The sequence below is a fragment of the Kushneria halocnemicola genome (genome assembly GCF_965650455.1).
In the GTDB taxonomy this organism is placed as follows: domain Bacteria; phylum Pseudomonadota; class Gammaproteobacteria; order Pseudomonadales; family Halomonadaceae; genus Kushneria.
In genome coordinates, this window is record NZ_OZ287968.1 from 3379226 (window position 1) to 3394007 (window position 14782).

At 55.7% G+C, this 14782-nt stretch carries 14 protein-coding genes and 4 tRNA genes; all 18 read left to right on the forward strand.

The window, feature by feature from the left end; translation table 11 throughout:
• The first annotated feature begins 2 nt into the window (after nt 1-2).
• The 18 genes from cyoC (at nt 3) to rpoB (ending at nt 14762) form a co-directional block, all read left to right on the forward strand.
• Nucleotides 3-632, forward strand: coding sequence for a cytochrome o ubiquinol oxidase subunit III (cyoC, locus tag ACS92L_RS15295; RefSeq protein WP_438765967.1), 630 nt, complete (start codon nt 3-5; stop codon nt 630-632).
• Nucleotides 632-967, forward strand: a complete 336-nt coding sequence (gene cyoD, locus ACS92L_RS15300; protein WP_438765968.1) for a cytochrome o ubiquinol oxidase subunit IV — start codon at nt 632-634, stop codon at nt 965-967. Before cyoC ends, cyoD begins: the two co-directional genes overlap by 1 nt.
• Before the next feature lie 13 nt (nt 968-980).
• The gene (gene cyoE, locus ACS92L_RS15305; RefSeq protein ID WP_438765969.1) at nt 981-1889 is read left to right on the forward strand and encodes a heme o synthase; all 909 of its coding nucleotides are present in this window, start codon (nt 981-983) and stop codon (nt 1887-1889) included.
• A 191-nt stretch (nt 1890-2080) separates the two neighbouring features.
• A complete protein-coding gene (locus tag ACS92L_RS15310; RefSeq protein ID WP_438765970.1) occupies nt 2081-3487 on the forward strand; it encodes a cytochrome ubiquinol oxidase subunit I in 1407 nt (468 codons plus the stop codon).
• A 15-nt stretch (nt 3488-3502) separates the two neighbouring features.
• Nucleotides 3503-4507 (forward strand): cytochrome d ubiquinol oxidase subunit II, encoded by a 1005-nt coding sequence (cydB, locus tag ACS92L_RS15315; RefSeq protein WP_438765971.1) that lies wholly within the window; start codon nt 3503-3505, stop codon nt 4505-4507.
• A 141-nt stretch (nt 4508-4648) separates the two neighbouring features.
• The gene (locus tag ACS92L_RS15320) at nt 4649-5629 is read left to right on the forward strand and encodes a biotin--[acetyl-CoA-carboxylase] ligase (RefSeq protein WP_438765972.1); all 981 of its coding nucleotides are present in this window, start codon (nt 4649-4651) and stop codon (nt 5627-5629) included.
• Complete coding sequence (locus ACS92L_RS15325) at nt 5626-6465, forward strand: type III pantothenate kinase (RefSeq protein WP_438765973.1); 840 nt, start codon at nt 5626-5628, stop codon at nt 6463-6465. Before ACS92L_RS15320 ends, ACS92L_RS15325 begins: the two co-directional genes overlap by 4 nt.
• Before the next feature lie 114 nt (nt 6466-6579).
• A tRNA-Tyr gene (locus ACS92L_RS15330) sits at nt 6580-6663 on the forward strand.
• Nucleotides 6664-6703: 40 nt separating this feature from the next.
• A tRNA-Gly gene (locus ACS92L_RS15335) sits at nt 6704-6777 on the forward strand.
• Between the two features lie 18 nt (nt 6778-6795).
• Nucleotides 6796-6870, forward strand: a tRNA-Thr gene (locus ACS92L_RS15340).
• 114 nt (nt 6871-6984) lie between these two features.
• A tRNA-Trp gene (locus tag ACS92L_RS15345) sits at nt 6985-7060 on the forward strand.
• A 67-nt stretch (nt 7061-7127) separates the two neighbouring features.
• Entirely contained in the window at nt 7128-7496 is a 369-nt protein-coding gene (gene secE / locus ACS92L_RS15350) for a preprotein translocase subunit SecE (protein ID WP_189517986.1), read from the forward strand.
• A gap of 8 nt (nt 7497-7504) precedes the next feature.
• Nucleotides 7505-8038 carry a transcription termination/antitermination protein NusG gene (nusG, locus tag ACS92L_RS15355; RefSeq protein ID WP_438765974.1) on the forward strand — a complete coding sequence of 178 codons (534 nt, stop codon included), beginning with the start codon at nt 7505-7507 and terminating at the stop codon, nt 8036-8038.
• A gap of 83 nt (nt 8039-8121) precedes the next feature.
• Complete coding sequence (gene rplK / locus ACS92L_RS15360) at nt 8122-8553, forward strand: 50S ribosomal protein L11 (protein WP_438765975.1); 432 nt, start codon at nt 8122-8124, stop codon at nt 8551-8553.
• A gap of 2 nt (nt 8554-8555) precedes the next feature.
• Entirely contained in the window at nt 8556-9248 is a 693-nt protein-coding gene (gene rplA / locus ACS92L_RS15365; RefSeq protein ID WP_438765976.1) for a 50S ribosomal protein L1, read from the forward strand.
• A 234-nt stretch (nt 9249-9482) separates the two neighbouring features.
• Nucleotides 9483-9992: a 50S ribosomal protein L10 gene (gene rplJ / locus ACS92L_RS15370; protein ID WP_438765977.1), complete on the forward strand. Its 510-nt coding sequence runs from the start codon at nt 9483-9485 to the stop codon at nt 9990-9992.
• Between the two features lie 66 nt (nt 9993-10058).
• On the forward strand, nt 10059-10433 hold the full coding sequence (gene rplL / locus ACS92L_RS15375) for a 50S ribosomal protein L7/L12 (RefSeq protein WP_438765978.1): 375 nt from the start codon (nt 10059-10061) through the stop codon (nt 10431-10433).
• A gap of 252 nt (nt 10434-10685) precedes the next feature.
• Nucleotides 10686-14762 (forward strand): DNA-directed RNA polymerase subunit beta, encoded by a 4077-nt coding sequence (rpoB, locus tag ACS92L_RS15380; protein WP_438765979.1) that lies wholly within the window; start codon nt 10686-10688, stop codon nt 14760-14762.
• Nucleotides 14763-14782: the final 20 nt, after the last annotated feature.

A 14782-nucleotide genomic window follows, 5' to 3' on the forward strand; every position in this document is an offset into this window, starting at 1 on the left:
ACATGTCGACTCAATCAATGACCAATCAGGACGCTCATGCCCACGGGCATGAGCACCATGACCATGAGCATCATGATCCGGTAGCGACCAAGGTATTTGGTTTCTGGATCTATATCATGAGTGACTGCGTACTGTTTGCATCGATCTTTGCAACCTACGCAGTATTGGGCACGAACTATGCCGGTGGCCCTACTTCGCACGAACTGTTTGAGCTGCCCTTTGTTCTGGTAGAAACCTTCGTACTGTTGGCCAGTAGCTTCATGATCGGGCTGGCAACGCTTGCCATGAACAAGGGGAACAAGCAGGGCACCATGCTCTGGCTGGCTCTGACACTGGTACTGGGTGCAGTGTTTGTTGCTCTTGAGGTCTACGAGTTCCATCACTTCATCTCTGAAGGTGCCGGGCCGCAGCGCAGCGCTTTCCTGTCGTCCTTCTTTACGCTGGTCGGTACGCACGGTCTGCACGTCACCTCTGGTGTTATCTGGGCCATCATTTTGTTGATCCAGATTGCAACCAAGGGCCTGACTGACATGAATCGGTCAAGGCTGATGTGTCTGAGCCTGTTCTGGCACTTCCTGCATATCATCTGGATCTGCGTATTCACCATCGTCTATCTGATGGGGGTCATTTAATGTCCAATCAGCATCAATCAAAGGAAAGCCACGATCATGGCAGTATCAAGTCCTATACCACGGGCCTGATACTCTCCATCATCCTGACGGTCATTCCCTTCGGGCTTGTCATGACCGGTGCGTTATCGGCCATGACCACCCTGGCGATCATCATGATCATGGCGGTCGTACAGATCGTGGTGCAGGTAGTGTATTTCCTTCACCTTGATGAAGGATCAGGGCCACGCTGGAACATGATCTCGCTATGGTTCACGATTTTGATCGTGGGCATCGTTGTAGTGGGATCGGTGTGGATCATGTTCCATCTCAACCATAATTTGATGGTGGGGATGTAAGAAGTCTGTCCCGATGCTTAAAAGATATCTCCTGCTAACGAAGCCGGGCATTGTCTTCGGCAATCTGATCTCGGTAACAGGGGGATTCTTTCTGGCCTCGAAAGGAAGCATCGACCTGGCGTTGTTTTTCGCCACCGCTATTGGGGTGTCGCTGGTCGTTGCTTCCGGTTGTGTGTTCAACAATGTCATTGATCGTGACATTGACGAGTACATGGCGCGCACGCAAAAGCGTGCGCTTGTCGAAGGCACGATCGATGTTCGCTCTGCGCTGATCATGGCCGGCCTGCTGGGTGTAGCAGGCTTTTTACTTTTACTGCTGGTTGCCAATCCGCTGGCTGCAGGGGTGGCCCTGTTCGGCTTTGCCATTTACGTGGGTGCCTATAGCCTCTGGCTAAAGCGGCACTCGGTTCATGGCACGTTGATCGGTAGTCTGTCAGGTGCTGCTCCGCCAGTCATCGGCTACTGTGCCGTCAGCAACCAGTTTGATCTGGGGGCGGTGCTGGTACTGCTGATTTTCAGTCTCTGGCAGATGCCGCATTCCTATGCGATCGCCATTTTCCGGCTGGAAGATTACCGGGCTGCTTCCATACCCGTGCTCTCGGTTGCAAAAGGCGTGGCCTCTGCCAAGCGCCAGACCGTTGGCTATATCGTCGCATTCGGCATCGCTGCAATGATGCTGACGTTGACGGGGTATACCGGCTACATCTATCTGGTGGTCATGACTGCCATAACGCTTTACTGGCTCTATATCGCCGTTACCCGTTATCGGCAGGAAGATGACGGCCGCTGGGCTCGCCAGCTTTTTGGTATATCGATACTGGTAGTCACCGTTTTGAGTGCCGTCATGGCAATCGACTATCAAAAACCGGTATCACGATCTGAAACGGCGCAGTTTGCTCTGACAGCCCCCCAGCACGTCTAATCAATTCAATGCTGTATCGACGCTGTCGTCGATCAGCATTGCTTCTTTCGTTTTCTCGACCGTTTGCTTTCCTGCGATGCAGGCACGCCATCATGCGACATGATGTCCCGAGGGTTTCACTTTGTTGCGTGAATGCTCTAACTTCATAGATTCCGTGACTGTCCAGAACCCAAGGCAGGAGAGCCAAGCCAATGCTGGGGTTTGATGCTTTAGACCTGGCGCGCTTCCAGTTCGCCTTTACTGTTTCCTTTCATATTCTTTTTCCCGCTTTTTCGATCGGACTTGCCAGCTATCTGATGGTGCTGGAAGGGCTGTGGTTAAAAACGGGCAATGAAATTTACCATAATCTCTATCGTTTCTGGGTGCGTATCTTTGCTGTCGTTTTCGGGCTGGGCGTTGTCTCTGGTGTGGTAATGGCCTATGAATTCGGCACCAACTGGAGCGGTTTTGCCGAAAGGGCAGGGGATATCACCGGAGTGCTGCTCACCTATGAGGTGCTCACGGCCTTTTTCATGGAGGCCGGCTTTTTGGGCATCATGCTGTTCGGCGAAGGCCGGGTCAGCAAGCGGTTGCACTTTACGGCAACCTGTCTCGTTGCCGTGGGCACCCTGATTTCGATGACCTGGATTTTGATGTCCAACAGCTGGATGCAAACACCTGCCGGCTATGAGGTCATCGATGGGCGGTTTGAGCCGGCCAACTGGCTCGAGATCATGTTCAATCCGTCGTTCCCCTATCGCATTGTTCACATGGGGCTGGCAGCTTTCATCTCGGTTGGATTCGTCGTCGGTGGGGTAGGGGCCTATCACCTTCTGCGCAATCGCCGTGATCTGGCCGCCCGCAAAATGTTTTCCATGGCAATGTGGGCCATCCTTGTCGCGCTGCCGGTACAAATTATCGCCGGCGACATGCACGGCCTCAACACGCTGGAGCACCAGCCTGCCAAGGTGGCGGCCATGGAGGGGCACTGGGAGAACGAACCCGGACAGAAGGGCATGCCACTGGTGCTTTTCGCCCTGCCGAATATGGACGAAGGGGTCAATCGCCTTGAGCTGAAAGTGCCCTATGCCAGCAGCCTGATTTTGACGCATACCCTTGATGGCCAGATTCAGGGGCTCAAGGACTGGCCGCGTGATGAATGGCCCAATGTGCCGCTGGTCTTCTGGAGCTTCAGGATTATGGTGGGGCTGGGCATGCTGATGCTGGGCATGGGTGTTGTAGGGCTGTTTCTACGCTGGAAGGGGAAGCTTTACGAGGCTCGCTGGTTTCAGCGCATTGCCCTGTTCACGACGCCGGTCGGTTTCATTGCGCTTCTGGCCGGCTGGATCACGACAGAAGCCGGGCGTCAGCCGTGGGTGGTCTACGGCATGCTGCGAACCGAGGATGCTGTCTCATCGCACAGTCTGGCAAGCATGGTGACAACGCTGATTGGTTTTATGGTGGTCTATGCCATTATTTTCGGCATCGGAATCTACTACATGCTGAAACTGATCCGCTCCGAACCGATGAACATGGTGCCCGCCGGGGGGCCTGGTCATGAGCGTCAGCCCAAGCGGCCCATGTCGGCGGCCGAAAGCAGCTTTGAAGAGCAAAATTGATTGGGAGCCATGAGCATGACAATTGATCTACCGGTCATCTGGTATCTGCTGATTGGTTTTGCAGTCGCCATGTACGTCATGATGGACGGCTTTAGTCTTGGGGTGGGCATCCTGTTTCCTTTCATCCGGGGCGATGAAAAGCGCGATGTCATGATGAATACCGTGGCGCCGGTATGGGACGGCAATCAGACATGGATGATCCTGGGGGGCGCCGGGCTCTATGGCGCCTTCCCTCTGGCGTATGCGGTCATTCTGCCAGCAATGTATCTACCGTTGATTCTGATGCTGCTGGCATTGATCTTTCGCGGCATCGCCTTCGAGTTTCGTTTCAAGTCCAACCGCTCACGCAAATGGTTTGATCTTGCCTTCAGTGGCGGCGCCATGGTTGCCACCTTTAGTCAGGGCGTTGTACTGGGTGGCATTATCAACGGTCTGGCCGTCTCGGAGCGCGCTTACCAGGGCGGCGCCTTTGACTGGTTCTCACCGTTTGCGCTGTTTACCGGACTGGCACTGATGGCAGGCTATGCGCTTTTGGGTGCCGGCTGGCTGATCATGAAAACGGAAGGTGACCTCCAACAGCGGTTTTATCAGCTGGCTCGTCCTCTGACGCTGTTGCTGGTGGCTGCCATGATCGTGATCAGTGTCTGGACGCCACTATCAAATGGGCGTATTGCCGAACGCTGGTTTACCTTTCCCAATATCGCCTGGTTTGCTCCGGTACCGATTCTGGTCGCGCTGTTTTCCTGGAGTATCTGGAATGACGTTACTCACGCCCATGAACGTCGCCTGTTCTTCAAGATTCTGGGACTGTTTTTCCTCGGGCTCTCGGGTCTTGTGATCAGCTTCTTTCCATTGATCATCCCCCCTGACATTACGCTGTGGGATGCTTCTTCGGCCCGGGCCAGTCAGACATTTTTGATCGTCGGCTATGTGGTACTGGTTCCCATTGTGCTCGCCTATACGGCCTACAGTTATTACGTTTTTCGAGGCAAGGTGCGTGCCGGCGAGGGTTATCACTGACACCAAATGCACTGTTTGGAGATTACAAAGGGTACCCAAAGGGGTACCCTTTTTGTTTTTCGCGTATTGCGCCGGGAGGCAGGAGCATGGCTCGTCGCGATGCAGGTGGATACAAGGGTTCCAGGCCATGAATGCAATTCCATGAGTGTCAGCGATCTGATTAGACTGATGAGCGACGGTGCCTTCCATTCAGGGGAGGCGCTGGGAAGGGAAGTAGGGGTGTCGCGGACCGCGGTGTGGAAACAGCTGCGAAAGCTTGAAGGACTAGGGCTTTCTGTCGAAACCACCAGAGGGTGTGGCTATCGCCTTCTCGACCCGCCCGAGCCGTTTCGTGGTGCCGACATCGTGGCAGGCCTGTCACGCTGTGCACGTCAGCACCTCAAACATCTTTTTGTGGAAGATGCGGTGAATTCCACCAACACCTATCTGCTGGAGCGCTTTGCGCAGGGTGCCGGACATGGTGAAGTCTGTCTGGCGGAGTGGCAAAGTGCCGGCAGGGGGCGTCGTGGGCGTTCCTTCTATAGTGAATGGGGCGGCAATATTCACTTCTCCGTTGGCTGGCAGTTTGAAAGCGGGGTAGGGGCGCTGGAAGGTTTGAGTCTGGCAGTCGGTGTGGTCATGGCAGATCTATTGTCGGCACACGGCGTGGATGTTCAGCTGAAATGGCCCAATGACCTGCTGGTGTCAACGCCTTCAGGCACTCTCAAGCTGGGAGGCATATTGGTCGAGGTTCGTGGGGATGCCGTCGGACCCTGCCAGGTGGTGATCGGTGTTGGCGTCAATATTCGGCTTTCCGACAAGGGGAAGGCCGGTATCGAACAGCCGGTTGCGGCACTCGCTGATCTGACAACCGGATTGTCGCGCAATGGGCTGGTCAGCGCGATGATCGAGGAACATATGCAGATGCTGGCGTGTTTTGAAAAAACGGGGTTTTCTGCCTGGCGTGACCGCTGGAACGGCTACCACGTCCATCGAAACAAGGCAGTCCGGATCCATCAGGGCAGTACAGTTCATGATGGTGTTGCACAGGGTGTTGATGATACCGGCAACCTTGTGGTCAGTATTGACGGTAAATGCAGGCGTTTTACAGGTGGCGAAGTCAGTCTGCGTGGTCGCTCATGATTCTTGACCTGGATATTGGCAACACCTTGTCGAAGTGGCGACTAAAGGATAAAAAGACTAGTGATATCCGCGCTCGGGGTGCCATGTGGACGCGCAACGAATGGCGTTCGGGGGCCGATATTCCTGATCTGGACACTGTCGACGTTATTCGGATATCGAATGTAGCGCGTCAGGACGTGCTGGAAGACACCGTCAGGCTCTTGAAGCGTCGCGTTGATGCCATTCACATTGCACACTCCACGGCCGAGGCACTTGGTATTCACAATGGCTATGAGTCACCCGAGCGACTGGGAGTGGATCGCTGGCTTGGGGTGATCTCGGGGTATCAGCTGACTGGTGGGTGCTGCACTGTGGACTGCGGTAGTGCCATTACCATGGATGCCGTACTGCCCGGAGGGCGGCACATTGGGGGCTATATTATTCCGGGGCTCAGACTCATGAAGGAGAGCCTCAAACTCGGTACCCGCAAGGTGGCAATCGATCTGGAGCAGGACGTACTGCATGCGTTATCACCTGGGACCAATACTGTAGATGCGGTCAACCACGGTGTGTTCGTGTCGGCTACCAGTGCCATCAGCCGTCTTTACATGGAAGTCTGCGACCACCACGGCATGGCGCTGCCATTGTTGATTACCGGAGGCGATGCGGGACTTGTATCTCGCGGTCTTCGTATACCGCATGCCCATTGGGCGGACATGGTTTATGCAGGTCTTGAGGCGCTCTTTCCAGTGACATCTGCCGAAGAAAAGGGTGTGCTGGCAGGTATGCCCCGGGTGATTGAACCAGCGAATTTAACGGATATGCGCAAGGCACTTGCGTTTGCGCAATTGCTCTGACAGAATGCGCCGCGTTCCAGAAAGCAGCGCATAACGGCAAAAAGTGCGATATGCATGCAGAAAGGGGCAGGGCTTGACAGGCCTTTAAAGGTCGGTATAATTTGCCGCCAAGTTGGAGGGATTCCCGAGTGGCCAAAGGGAGCAGACTGTAAATCTGCCGCGCGAGCTTCGGAGGTTCGAATCCTCCTCCCTCCACCAAGATTTTTTTCAGTCACATGGTGGCTGAAAGATTGGGCAAGCGGGCATAGTTTAATGGTAGAACCTCAGCCTTCCAAGCTGATGATGCGGGTTCGATTCCCGCTGCCCGCTCCAGTTGTTGTAAAGAGTTATGCTCATGTAGCTCAGGGGTAGAGCACACCCTTGGTAAGGGTGAGGTCGACGGTTCAATTCCGTCCATGAGCTCCATTCAGGGCGAGCCAAAAGGGTCGCCCTTTTTAGTTCGATGTGTTGGTTGTCTTGCATCGGGCTTTTTGATATCGTGCACGCCGCTCGCAAAGGTGATCACGACGACGATGTTACAGGCCAGTGGCTCAATTGGCAGAGCAGCGGTCTCCAAAACCGCAGGTTGGGGGTTCGAGTCCCTCCTGGCCTGCCAGTCTTCCTCAGATTGGCAGCTTTTGTGTGTAAATCGATTGCCGCACTCCTGAGGAGTTTTCTTCCCCATGAAACAGACCGCCGAAGTGCAGGATACCCGTTTTGATGCGCTCAAGTGGGCTGCTGCCGTGGTGCTTGTTGCTGTTGCGGTAGCAGGTAATGTCTATTTTGCCGATCAGCCGATGATTTATCGCGTGGTCGGCGTTGTTGTGCTGGTTGTTGCCGCACTGGGCATTGCGCTGACCACCGGACGAGGCCGTGAGCTGACCTCGCTTGCCAGAAACGCCAAGAAGGAAATTCAGCGTGTTGTCTGGCCGACCCGCCAGGAAACCTTTCAAACGACCGCTATCGTGCTGGGCGCAGTTGTCATCGTGGGCCTGTTGCTCTGGCTGATTGATATGTTCTTCGGTTGGCTGGTGTCGACTCTCATTGGTTAGGAGCTTGCATGACTAAGCGCTGGTACGTTGTCCACGCCTATTCTGGTTTTGAAAAGCAGGTCATGCGTTCACTGACTGAGCGCGTGAAGCTTTACGAAATGGAAGACCATTTCGGCGAAATACTGGTGCCTACGGAAGAAGTCGTTGAAATGCGCGATGGGAAGCGCCGCAAGAGCGAGCGCAAGTTTTATCCCGGTTACGTGCTTGTTGAAATGGCGATGGATGACCGTAGTTGGCATCTGGTTAATGAAACGCCCAGGGTAATGGGATTTATCGGCGGGACGCCCGAAAAGCCCGCTCCCATTACGCCCAATGAAGCAGAAGCCATTTTGCGTCGCGTGCAGGATGGTACTGAAAAACCGCGTCCCAAGACCATGTTTGACGCTGGTGAGACCGTCCGTGTTGCTGATGGTCCCTTTGCAGATTTCAATGGCGTGGTTGAAGAAGTCAATTACGAGAAGAGTCGTCTGCAGGTCAGTGTTCTGATTTTCGGGCGCTCTACTCCCGTCGAACTTGAGTTCTCGCAGGTCGAGAAGCTTTAAGTTCGAAGGGTGCTGGTGGTGCAGTATCGCTGCATCGATAGTCGGGGGAGCCGCAAGGCGCTATTACCCAATCGGAGTCCATCATGGCCAAGAAAGTACAGGCTTATATCAAGCTGCAGGTTGCAGCTGGTAAGGCCAACCCCAGTCCGCCGGTAGGTCCGGCACTCGGTCAGCACGGCGTCAATATCATGGAATTCTGCAAGGCGTTCAACGCAGAAACCCAGGATATGGAAGTCGGTCTGCCGACGCCCGTGGTTATCACGGTTTATTCCGACCGCAGCTTTACGTTCATCACCAAGACGCCGCCGGCGCCCGTGCTGCTCAAAAAGGCTGCAGGCATCAAGTCCGGTTCCGGTGAGCCGAACAAGAACAAGGTTGGTACGGTGACGCGTGAGCAGATCGAAGAGATTGCCCGCACGAAGGAGCCTGATCTGACGGCTGCCGACCTTGAAGCTGCCTTGCGCACCATTGCTGGTACTGCACGCAGCATGGGCCTGAACGTGGAGGGTCTCTGATCATGGCCAAGCTTTCCAGACGCATGAAGCTGATTCGCGATCGTGTTGATGCCTCGCGTGTTTACAGTGTTGATGAAGCCACTGCACTGCTGTCCGAGATTTCCTCTGTGAAATTCAAGGAAAGTGTAGAAGTTGCTGTCAACCTGGGTGTCGATCCGCGTAAATCGGATCAGGTGGTACGTGGTGCTACCGTATTGCCCAACGGCACTGGTCGTGACGTCCGTGTCGCGGTTTTCGCTCAGGGCGCCGCGGCTGATGCAGCGCGCGAAGCCGGTGCTGAAATCGTTGGCATGGATGATCTGGCCGCCGAAGTCAAAAAGGGCAACCTCGATTTTGACGTTGTCATCGCAGCACCGGACGCCATGCGCGTTGTCGGTCAGCTGGGTCAGATTCTGGGCCCGCGCGGCCTGATGCCCAACCCCAAGGTGGGTACGGTAACTCCTGACGTGGCGACTGCCGTCAAGAATGCCAAGGCCGGTCAGGTACGTTTCCGTACCGACAAAAACGGCATTATCCATGCTGGTATTGGCAAGGTTGATTTCACGCCCGAAGCCCTGCGTGGCAATCTGGAAGCACTGGTCAACGATCTGAAAAAGCTCAAGCCCAGTACTTCCAAAGGGGTCTATCTCAAAAAGATTTCCCTGTCCACGACCATGGGTCCCGGTGTGACCGTCGATCATTCCTACATGAACTGATCGATTTTACCGATTGCTTTGCGGTCCCCGTGCCCGTGGTGGAACGGGGCGCCGTCAAAGACCGCAGGTGTCGCTCCGTCGGGGCGGCTTAATCGTTTGCCTTGTGTGAATGGCCTGCGCAGATGGCGCCTGTTGCCAGCCGGCAACACGCCATCATCCACTCTGCTGTATGTCATCAGTAGATGGTAACCACGATGGTCATCCTCCCGGATGGCCGGCACGAGGAGTGAAAATATGCCCCTGGGTCTTGAAGACAAGAAGGCAATTGTCGCTGAGGTCAGCGAAACTGCCGGACAGGCGCTCTCCGTTGTCGTAGCCGACTCTCGCGGTGTTGACGTGGGCGCCATGACGGCGCTGCGTAAAAAGGCCCGAGATAACGGTGTCCAGCTGCGCGTTGTGCGTAACACGCTGGCCCGTCGCGCCCTGCAGGGCACTTCATGGGAGTGCCTGAACGAGACTTTTGTTGGTCCGTCTCTGCTGGCGTTTTCTCTTGAGCATCCAGGCGCCGGCGCGCGTCTGCTCAGGGATTTCGCTCGCGAACAGCCCAAGTTTGAAGTCAAGGCGCTGGCCTACGAGGGTGAGCTGATCGAGGCGAGTGATATCGATCGTCTGGCAAGCCTGCCGACCTACGACGAAGCTATCGCCAAGCTGATGTCCGTCATGAAGGAAGCTTCCGCCGGCAAACTGGTACGCACGCTCGCAGCGCTGCGCGATCAGAAGCAGGGCGAAGAAGAAGCAGCCTGATCGGCGTATCATTCAGGCAAATTTCATCGGGCAGTCATTTGCCCCGCAAAGTACAGGAATGCAATCATGGCACTGAGCAAAGAAGACATCATCAACGCTGTTGCTGAAATGTCTGTCATGGAAGTTGTCGACCTTATCGAGTCGATGGAAGAGAAGTTTGGCGTCAGCGCTGCTGCTGCTGTTGTCGCAGGTCCCGGTGGCGGCGGCGAAGCTGAAGCCGTTGAAGAACAGACCGAGTTCGACCTGGTTCTGACAGCCGCTGGCGACAAGAAGGTCAACGTCATCAAGGTGGTTCGCGAAATCACCGGCCTTGGTCTCAAGGAAGCCAAGGGCGCCGTCGACGGTGCTCCGGCAACCCTGAAAGAAGGCATGTCCAAGGAAGATGGCGAAGAAGCCAAGAAGAAGCTGGAAGAAGCTGGCGCTTCCGTGGAACTCAAGTAATCAGTGTTCCGCATGAAAGCGTTATAGCATGACGGCTGGTGGCGGTCAGATGAGCTGACCGCCGCCGGCCTTTTTCTGTTGCCGGATGGGCTTAGCGTGCTTATAGACAAGCCGCTAGTACGCTAAGGCGATCCGGAAAACTTCAAGCGGCGAGCTCTCCTTCGGGAAGCTTGCCGTTGGCGCCTGATGGAGCCAATCCGCTGGTGTACCGATCACGCCAGTCACTCATGGTGAACAAGCTGGGGATTACAGATGGCTTACTCATACACTGAGAAAAAACGCATCCGCAAGGATTTCGGCAAACTGCCCCAAGTAATGGATGTGCCTTACCTGCTGGCCATCCAGCTTGATTCCTATTATGACTTCCTGCAGCAGGATCGTGCCCCTGAAGGTCGCCATGATATTGGTCTGCATGCCGCCTTCAAGTCCGTGTTCCCGATCGAAAGCTTTTCGGGTAACGCGGCACTCGAGTACGTCAGTTATCGCTTCGGCACTCCTGCCTTTGATGTCAAGGAGTGTCAGCTGCGAGGTGTGACCTATTCAGCGCCCCTGCGCGTCAAGGTACGTCTGATCATCTATGATCGCGAGTCTTCGAACAAGGCGATCAAGGATATCAAGGAGCAGGAAGTCTACATGGGGGAAATCCCCCTGATGACCGAAAACGGTACCTTTGTTGTCAACGGTACCGAGCGCGTTATTGTTTCTCAGCTCCACCGCAGCCCGGGCGTGTTCTTTGACCACGACAAGGGCAAGAGTCATTCTTCGGGCAAGCTGCTGTATTCAGCCCGTGTGATTCCCTATCGCGGTTCCTGGCTGGATTTCGAGTTTGATCCGCGCGATAACGTCTTTGTGCGTATCGACCGTCGCCGCAAGCTGCCTGCCACCGTGCTCATGCGCGCACTGGGCTATAGCGCCGAGGATATTCTCGGCTATTTCTTCGACACTGATGTTTATCATGTCGAAAGAAACGGATTCTCCGTGCAGCTGGTGCCTTCGCGCCTGCGTGGTGATACGGCGAGCTTTGATATCTCTGACAATGACGGCAATGTCATTGTTGAAGAAGGGCGTCGTATCACCCAAAAGCACATCCGTCAGCTTGAAAAGGCAGGCATCGAGCGCCTTGACGTTCCGATGGAGTATCTCCTTGGCAAGACACTGGCCAAGGATCAGGTCGATCCCAATACCGGTGAGCTGCTGGTTGCCTGCAATACCGAGCTGACACTCGAGATGCTCGAAAAGATCGGTCAGGCCGGCATTACCACCATCGAGACGCTCTATACCAACGACCTCGATACCGGTTCCTTCATTTCCGACACTCTACGTGTTGATCCCACCGGTTCACAGCTCGAAGCGCTGGTCGAGATCTATCGCATGATGCGTCCGGGCGAGCCGCCGACCAAGGAAGCGGCTGAATCGCTGTTTAACAATCTGTTCTTCAGCGAAGACCGCTACGACCTGTCCGGCGTGGGCCGCATGAAGTTCAACCGTCGCCTGCGTCGTGACAACGACGAAGGTCCGGGGGTTCTGACCCATAGCGATATTATTGACGTGCTCAGAGAGCTCATCAATATTCGCAACGGCTTTGGCGATGTCGATGACATCGACCACCTGGGTAACCGTCGTATCCGAAGTGTCGGCGAAATGGCCGAAAACCAGTTCCGTGTTGGCCTGGTGCGTGTCGAGCGCGCGGTCAAGGAACGTCTGTCCATGGCCGAAAGTGAAGGCCTGATGCCGCAGGACCTGATCAACGCCAAGCCGGTAGCGGCAGCGGTCAAGGAATTCTTCGGTTCTTCGCAGCTTTCCCAGTTCATGGACCAGAACAATCCGCTGTCCGAGGTCACGCACAAACGTCGTGTGTCCGCACTCGGGCCGGGCGGTCTGACGCGTGAGCGTGCAGGCTTTGAAGTGCGTGACGTACACGCCACGCACTATGGTCGTCTGTGCCCGATCGAGACTCCTGAAGGTCCGAACATTGGTCTGATCAACTCGCTGGCCACCTACAGCCATACCAATCACTATGGCTTCCTCGAGACGCCCTACCGCAAGGTGGAAAATCGCCAGGTGACCGATGATGTCGTGCATCTGTCGGCGATCGAGGAGGGTGATTTCATCATTGCCCAGGCATCCGCCACGGTCGATGAAAACGGTCAGCTGATCGATGATCTGGTTCAGGTCCGTCACCGTGGTGAGACCACCTTCATGGCGCCCGACAAGGTGACGCTGATGGATGTGTCGCCGCGCCAGGTTGTCTCGGTTGCCGCTGCCCTGATTCCGTTCCTTGAGCACGACGATGCCAACCGTGCATTGATGGGTTCGAACATGCAGCGTCAGGCCGTACCGACCCTGAAGGCGGACAAGCCGCTGGTCGGAACAGGCATGGAACGTTTCGTGGCACGTGACTCTGGTGTCTGCGCCGTGGCACGACGTGGCGGTCTGGTTGATTCGGTGGATGCCAAGCGCATCGTTATTCGGGTTAATGAAGATGAGATCATCGGCGGTGAAGCCGGTGTTGATATCTACAACCTGACCAAATACGTTCGCTCCAACCAGAATACCTGTCAGAACCAGCGTCCGATCGTGCGTCAGGGTGACAAAATTGCCATCGGTGACATTCTGGCTGACGGGCCGTCGGTGGATACCGGCGATCTGGCACTGGGCCAAAACATCCGTATCGCCTTCATGCCCTGGAACGGCTACAACTTCGAAGACTCCATGTTGATTTCGGAGCGCGTGGTTGAAGAGGATCGTTTCACCACGATCCACATTCAGGAACTGACCTGCGTATCGCGTGACACCAAGCTGGGCGCCGAAGAGATTACATCGGATATTCCCAACGTGGGCGAAGCGGCACTGGGCAAGCTGGATGAATCCGGCGTGGTCTACATCGGTGCCGAGATCAACCCGGGCGATATTCTGGTCGGCAAGGTCACACCCAAGGGCGAAACCCAACTGACGCCGGAAGAGAAGCTGCTGCGTGCCATCTTTGGTGAGAAGGCCAGCGACGTAAAGGATACGTCGCTGCGCGCTTCAACCGGTATGCGTGGCACGGTCATCGACGTTCAGGTCTTTACCCGCGACGGGGTCGACAAGGATGCACGTGCACTTTCCATCGAGCAGCAGCAGCTCGACGAAGTGCGCAAGGATCTGCAGGAAACCTATCGTATCGCTGAAAATGCGACCTTCGAGCGTCTGCAGCGCACGCTGTCCGGCCAGCCGGTCAACGGTGGCCCGAGACTCACCAAGGGTGACGTGGTCACCGATGAGTACCTTGAAGAGCTGCCGCGTTCACAGTGGTCGAAGCTTCGCATGCAGGATGAAGCGCTCAACGAGCTGCTGCATCAGGCTGACGAGCAGCTGGAAACCCGTCGCAAGGAGATGGAGGAGCGTTTTGAGGACAAAAAGCGCAAGCTTACTCAGGGCGATGATCTGGCGCCGGGCGTACTGAAAATCGTCAAGGTCTATCTGGCCGTCAGGCGTCGTATCCAGCCCGGCGACAAGATGGCCGGCCGTCACGGTAACAAGGGTGTCATCTCGGCCATCATGCCGGTTGAAGACATGCCGTTTGACGATGAAGGTACGCCGGTCGATATCGTGCTCAACCCGCTGGGCGTTCCATCACGCATGAACGTTGGTCAGATCCTTGAGACGCACCTGGGTATGGCGGCTCACGGACTCGGCGTCAAGATTGATCGCATGATGCGAAATGCCCGCGAGCAGCAGCTCACCGAGATTCGCGAGTTCCTGCATCAGGTGTACAACACCAGTGGTGGGCGCCAGGAGAATATCGACGAGCTGACCGATGAGGAAGTAATGGCTCTGGCCAAGAACCTCTCGGGTGGCGTACCGATTGCCTCTCCAGTGTTCGACGGTGCCCATGAGCAGGAGATCAAGGGCCTGCTGCGTCTGGCCGATCTGCCGGATTCAGGTCAGATGGCGCTCTATGATGGTCGTACCGGTGAAAAGTTTGATCGTCCGGTGACGGTTGGCTACATGTACATGCTCAAGCTCAACCACCTCGTGGATGACAAGATGCATGCGCGCTCTACCGGTTCGTACTCGCTGGTCACTCAGCAGCCGCTGGGCGGCAAGGCCCAGTTCGGCGGCCAGCGCTTCGGTGAGATGGAAGTGTGGGCACTCGAAGCCTATGGCGCGGCCTACACGCTGCAGGAGATGCTGACGGTCAAGTCCGACGATGTGGAAGGTCGTACCAAAATGTACAAGAGCATCGTCGACGGTGATCACAGCATGCAGGCGGGTATGCCTGAATCCTTCAACGTACTGGTCAAGGAAATCCGCTCGCTGGGTATCGACATCGAGCTGGAAGGCTAAGCGCCGCCTTTATCCTATGA

What these genes read in the sequence shown, in the direction of transcription:
- secE (WP_189517986.1), top strand. Translation starts at nt 7,128, where the DNA reads ATGAAACAGACCGCCGAAGTGCAGGATACCCGTTTTGATGCGCTCAAG.
- ACS92L_RS15320 (WP_438765972.1), top strand. Translation starts at nt 4,649, where the DNA reads ATGAGTGTCAGCGATCTGATTAGACTGATGAGCGACGGTGCCTTCCAT.
- ACS92L_RS15310 (WP_438765970.1), top strand. Translation starts at nt 2,081, where the DNA reads ATGCTGGGGTTTGATGCTTTAGACCTGGCGCGCTTCCAGTTCGCCTTT.
- rplJ (WP_438765977.1), top strand. Translation starts at nt 9,483, where the DNA reads ATGCCCCTGGGTCTTGAAGACAAGAAGGCAATTGTCGCTGAGGTCAGC.
- rpoB (WP_438765979.1), top strand. Translation starts at nt 10,686, where the DNA reads ATGGCTTACTCATACACTGAGAAAAAACGCATCCGCAAGGATTTCGGC.
- cydB (WP_438765971.1), top strand. Translation starts at nt 3,503, where the DNA reads ATGACAATTGATCTACCGGTCATCTGGTATCTGCTGATTGGTTTTGCA.
- rplA (WP_438765976.1), top strand. Translation starts at nt 8,556, where the DNA reads ATGGCCAAGCTTTCCAGACGCATGAAGCTGATTCGCGATCGTGTTGAT.
- nusG (WP_438765974.1), top strand. Translation starts at nt 7,505, where the DNA reads ATGACTAAGCGCTGGTACGTTGTCCACGCCTATTCTGGTTTTGAAAAG.
- cyoD (WP_438765968.1), top strand. Translation starts at nt 632, where the DNA reads ATGTCCAATCAGCATCAATCAAAGGAAAGCCACGATCATGGCAGTATC.
- rplL (WP_438765978.1), top strand. Translation starts at nt 10,059, where the DNA reads ATGGCACTGAGCAAAGAAGACATCATCAACGCTGTTGCTGAAATGTCT.
- rplK (WP_438765975.1), top strand. Translation starts at nt 8,122, where the DNA reads ATGGCCAAGAAAGTACAGGCTTATATCAAGCTGCAGGTTGCAGCTGGT.
- cyoE (WP_438765969.1), top strand. Translation starts at nt 981, where the DNA reads ATGCTTAAAAGATATCTCCTGCTAACGAAGCCGGGCATTGTCTTCGGC.
- cyoC (WP_438765967.1), top strand. Translation starts at nt 3, where the DNA reads ATGTCGACTCAATCAATGACCAATCAGGACGCTCATGCCCACGGGCAT.
- ACS92L_RS15325 (WP_438765973.1), top strand. Translation starts at nt 5,626, where the DNA reads ATGATTCTTGACCTGGATATTGGCAACACCTTGTCGAAGTGGCGACTA.